The sequence below is a fragment of the Acinetobacter sp. P37 genome (assembly GCF_057480965.1).
This window is the reverse complement of record NZ_JBLIYY010000038.1, coordinates 1-4848: the sequence shown is the minus strand read 5'-3', so window position 1 is coordinate 4848 and position 4848 is coordinate 1. Positions and strand designations below refer to the sequence as shown.

The window sequence follows — 4848 nt, the reverse complement described above, 5'->3', positions numbered from 1 at the left end:
TCTGAATAATTTGAACATCGATATTATCTTTGCCAACTCACCCCAAGCCAAAGGTCGTGTGGAACGTGCCAACAGAACCCTTCAGGACCGTCTGATCAAAGAGATGCGCCTGGAAGGCATCGGTTCGATTGCAGAGGCCAATATATGGTTACCCTGCTTTATTGAGCAGTTCAATCAGAAGTTCGCCAAATGTGCGCGAAACTCAAAGAACCTGCATCGGCCATTAACCGAATCTGATCTTGAACTGGATGATATTTTTACCTGGCAGGAACCGCGTAAGGTCACCAAGAATCTGACTCTGACCTATGACAAGTGTATTTATATGCTTGAACCGACAGAGCTGAATCATAAGCTTGCTGGGCAATACATTTCACTTCTGGAGTACCCGGATGGTACTGTGGCAATCATGCATGAAGGACGGAAGATCAACTATAGCGTCTTCAATAAACTGGCTGGACTACAGCAGAATGAAGTGGTTGAGAATAAAAGATTAGGTTCGGTCCTGGCCCATATCCAGCAGCAACATGAGGAATTGGAGAAACAGAATAAACGTTCCCGTCTCAAGAAAAGTATGCCGAGTCGTAAAGCTCAGAAAGTTGTTATTGAACAAAGAAATTTAAATCCTGTGCTTGACTCTTGTAGTTAAAAACAGGACATTTTAAATGGTTTATCGCATAGACATTTTAATTGGGGAATAACACAAAAAATAACGTTCAATAAAACTATGAATAAAATATTATTGTGCTTAATCTTAGGTATTCATTGCGTATCTTTCGTATATGCTCAAGAGCCTGGAAGCTCAAAATCTACAGAACGGCTCCTAAAAATGAATAAAACATTGTACGATCAAGTAATCTTAGCAGTACCAGAAATACAATCTATAAGTATTCCGCAGTCATTCGATGAAGAAGATATAACTACTTTTTTGTACAACTGGTTAGATGACTCTTATATGATTTCTGTCGAAACAAAAGATTGGGGAATGCCATATATTTTAAAAGGATTTAATAACTTACTACCTCTAAAAACAAAAAATATAAATATAGAAAAACCTTTAAAAGATGCCTTTTCAATTATTCAAAAATATGAAGAAGAGGAAGAAGCACACGAAGATGATGAAGACTTCGAAAGTGAATTTTCCCCTTTAGATGATACCGATCCACTCATTGCTGGAAAAATAGCAGATCATTTAAGAGAGCATAATCTGTATCTTATTCATCTTTATTATGAAAATAATTATTTCATTGTGATTGATGGACAAGAAAAAGCTAAACAGTTAGAAAAAATCCTAGAGAAGTTTGATCTTCCAGCTAAGTTGATAGAGGAATAATCTAATTAATAAAAAAGCCCGACATCCTGTCGGGCTTTTTCGTATTGGTTCGCTTGGCATAACTCCTGTCGTGCCGCCGATCCTTGTGCGATTATTTATTTTTATTCTGCGGAACATCCTGTTCTCTTATGACTTCATGATATTGAATACAGGGGATTGTGAACATCCGCAAAATCCCTAAATTCATGTGCGCTCAGGCGTACAAAATTGGTGGATTTTTATCCCAAGAGTTGTCCGCAGAAATTGGGGATAATTTAAGCCAGCGTTGGCTTGATAACGCAGAGAAAAATGACAAATTGATTAAATATTGATCATTTTTATTGGCAAGAAGTATCAAAATAGCTCAAAAAGAAACCGACTTGTTTCCAAGTCGGTTTTTTGTGGTTTTTCAGGGGGATGAAAAATATTTAACTACATGAAAAACAAGGATATTTTAAAAAGCATTTGGTATAACCTCTATTATGTTAAATGGACTCATATTTAGTAGAAATTTGAACCATTACATTTTTAATTTTTGCTTCACTTTTTCTTTTGTTATTCTTTACTTAATTAAAATAATTGGATCTAGCATGACTAGCCCTACTTTTTTACATCAACTGCCAGAAGAGCAGTTAAAAAAACTTTCTCAAAATGATATTCAAAAGATTCAGCAAGCAGAACAGCTCTATTGGGATCATAAACCGTATACCAAATTTTATGCTGCATTTAATGGAGCTAAAACAAAAAAAGGTGGGGTGATAAGAGCCTCTACCGACACCTATAAAGTCAAAGGCATTTCTTTAGCTCTAGTTGGTGATGAAGCCATATATGCTGATGGTTCAACTGCAAAAATTATCTCTGGCGCTGGCAGTGCTATCACTGTTCATGATCGATCCGCGGCACTCGTTGGTTCACCATTAGAAAATGGCGATGAAATCATTGATAGTCCGATCACATCACATATTTTACGTTTATATCATGATGCAATGATTCCTGAAGGATTTATGAATCCAACTCTTGGAGACTCAAAGAATGTCTAAAGGTTTTGGTATTCATGGTTCAACCACTGACCATGGTGGAGTAGTAATTTCAACTCAGTCACGTAGCTCACAAATGGGGAATCTATTTCTTCGAGCTGGTGATGGATTTGCCTGTCCAAAATGTAAATGTTGGTCAACTTTGATTAAGAGCAATGATCATGTGATTTTCGATGGGAAAGCTGTCGCTTATGTGGGTGATAAGTTCACGTGTGGCGCAACTTTAATGCCTAATCAAGTCCATGTCGTTGGTGATAGTGGTTCTTCTTATGGTTCATCTGCTGCTTCGAGTATTATTCCCATTAAAAATAGTTTTGTCGAAACTAATCAAGAAATAATACATGGTATGGTTTATCAATTATTAGATGAGCATTCTAATAAACCCGTAGCAAATATGTATTATAAATTAGTTGATCCTGATGGAAATGTTATTGAAGGAGAGACTGATGAAAATGGTCACACAAAAGAAATAACTACTGGATCAAGAGCACAAGATATTCAGTTCTTAACTTATGATCTTTCAAAACCTCTACCACCAATGGATTAAATATAATGGCTCAATATATAAATGGAAAAAATGTAGATTGGCCTGTTGAGCAGAAAGCCTGTGATCCTACAAAAATATTAACAGCTCCATTGTGCAATTCTTACATTAAAGTTGTTGGTTATTATATGGCAAGACCATATAACTTTATGATGGCAAAGGAATATTGGGAAGAAGTTACTAATGATATTGAACTCTTACTAGCAGCTAGATTTGGTCTTGAATATGATATGAATAAGGTTCCAGAGGAAATGTGGTATAGAGCATCTTTTCATACTCAACATTATATTAATTTTCAAAAATATGTGAGACAAAATGCGCTTAAAGACGCGGCAAAATTAGTTGCAGAATTTCAGTCTGATACGTTTGCTTTAAGAACAACTAAGTCTATAGGTGGGTTTTATGATATTGCTCAATTAATTTTAGATGTCAAAGATAAGATTAGTGTTGCTAAAACTGTGGTAGATACAAGGCAATTAGTTGAAAATCAAGGGCCTTTAACGATTAATAGGGCTATGTATAAAAAAGTTTTTAATCAAGATTATCATGCTGGAATGTTAGAGTTACTTAGAAAAGATGGAACTTATAAGGGTGATGGATTGAATGAAAGCTATAAAAAATTAGGTTATTAATATGAATAAATTAATGGTATTAGTCTTAAGTTTTCAGTTAAGTAGCTGTAGTTTCGCTAATGAATATAAGGATAATCTTAAAGCTGCTCAATTGGAAGCAGAACATTCAGCAAGTGTTGTACTAACATTTTTACCCTATAATTTGAAACTTATTAATAAATTAGATTCAAAAACACCTATAGATCTAAAAGATACTATATTTAGACATGTTTTATTTCAAATAGCTTCACTGAAAGGCTTAGAGGAAGCAGGAAAAGAAGGATTTTCTGTTAATGAACAAATGACATATAGACCACATATTGCAAATGATTACTGCTTAATTAACAAATTTTTAATATTATATAAAGAAAAAAATCCAAATGCGGTACTACCTACAGATAAAGATACTTTTGATTGGATTAATCATAAACAGGAACTTTTATTGAAGTATTTAGAAAATAGTAAACTACCAAAAGATACTTTATATGATTGTAAAACATATAATTTTGAGAAGGTAATTAATTAACATAATACGGATTATACGAAACGAGAGTTATCAGCTCTCGTTTTTTGATACAGAAACTGCTAGAATCCTTATACGCCATTGACGTACAAAGAATCTATGTTATTCATTGAAACCAGCATCTTTACCAAGCAAATCAAAGACCTTGTATCTGATGAGGAATATCGTCAACTTCAACAAGATCTATTGGTTCAGCCTGATAAAGGTGACTTGATCAAGAATGGCGGTGGCATTCGAAAAGTACGTTGCGCTCAAGGTAATAAAGGCAAAAGTGGCGGTATCAGAGTAATTTACTATTGGGTAAATGAGGATGATCAAATCTTTTTCTTGGTGGCTTATCCAAAATCTGTAAAAGATAATCTCACGGATAAAGAAACCGCCATTCTGCGCCAACTCGTGAAGGAGCAATTTCATGGATAACAACTTATTTGATGACTTAGTTGCTTCGATTAAAGAAGCTGGAGCAATCAAACGCAAAGAGATCCAAGCAAGTCGAACAACCGAACTTGAATTACCTGATATTAAGGAAGTCCGAGAAAAAACTGGTTTAAGTCAAAGCGAATTTGCTGCACGTCTCCACATCAGTCATCGCACCCTGCAAAACTGGGAACAAGGCCGACGCTATCCGACAGGACCAGCGGCAACATTAATTCGAATCTTAGATGCACATCCTAGCCTTATTTAAAAAAATGCATTAAAAATGGGAGCTTAGCTCCCATTTTTTGTGTTATTCACCAATTAAAATGTCTATGCGATAAACCATTTAAAATGTCCTGTTTTTAACTACAAGAGTCAAGCACAGGATTTAAATTTCTTTGTTCAAT

At 34.9% G+C, this 4848-nt stretch carries 8 protein-coding genes; all 8 read left to right on the top strand.

The features are described from left to right. Positions 1-646, top strand: a 646-nt coding sequence (locus tag AC25JC_RS17230) for a transposase family protein (RefSeq protein ID WP_486924513.1), incomplete at its 5' end; no start/stop codon positions are given. A 78-nt stretch (positions 647-724) separates the two neighbouring features. Continuing rightward, positions 725-1330, top strand: a complete 606-nt coding sequence (locus AC25JC_RS17225; RefSeq protein WP_486924512.1) for a hypothetical protein — start codon at positions 725-727, stop codon at positions 1328-1330. Positions 1331-1899: 569 nt separating this feature from the next. Beyond that, a complete protein-coding gene (locus tag AC25JC_RS17220; RefSeq protein ID WP_486924511.1) occupies positions 1900-2349 on the top strand; it encodes a PAAR domain-containing protein in 450 nt (149 codons plus the stop codon). Further along, positions 2342-2893, top strand: a complete 552-nt coding sequence (locus tag AC25JC_RS17215; RefSeq protein WP_486924510.1) for a PAAR domain-containing protein — start codon at positions 2342-2344, stop codon at positions 2891-2893. Before AC25JC_RS17220 ends, AC25JC_RS17215 begins: the two co-directional genes overlap by 8 nt. 5 nt (positions 2894-2898) lie before the next feature. Beyond that, positions 2899-3522 (top strand): hypothetical protein, encoded by a 624-nt coding sequence (locus tag AC25JC_RS17210; protein ID WP_180109930.1) that lies wholly within the window; start codon positions 2899-2901, stop codon positions 3520-3522. A 1-nt stretch (position 3523) separates the two neighbouring features. Continuing rightward, positions 3524-4027, top strand: coding sequence for a hypothetical protein (locus AC25JC_RS17205; RefSeq protein ID WP_016803256.1), 504 nt, complete (start codon positions 3524-3526; stop codon positions 4025-4027). A 96-nt stretch (positions 4028-4123) separates the two neighbouring features. Continuing rightward, positions 4124-4444 (top strand): type II toxin-antitoxin system RelE/ParE family toxin, encoded by a 321-nt coding sequence (locus tag AC25JC_RS17200; RefSeq protein ID WP_002126330.1) that lies wholly within the window; start codon positions 4124-4126, stop codon positions 4442-4444. Continuing rightward, positions 4437-4709, top strand: a complete 273-nt coding sequence (nadS, locus tag AC25JC_RS17195) for a NadS family protein (RefSeq protein WP_004676016.1) — start codon at positions 4437-4439, stop codon at positions 4707-4709. The genes AC25JC_RS17200 and nadS overlap by 8 nt, the downstream gene beginning before the upstream one ends. The last annotated feature ends 139 nt before the right edge of the window (positions 4710-4848 follow it).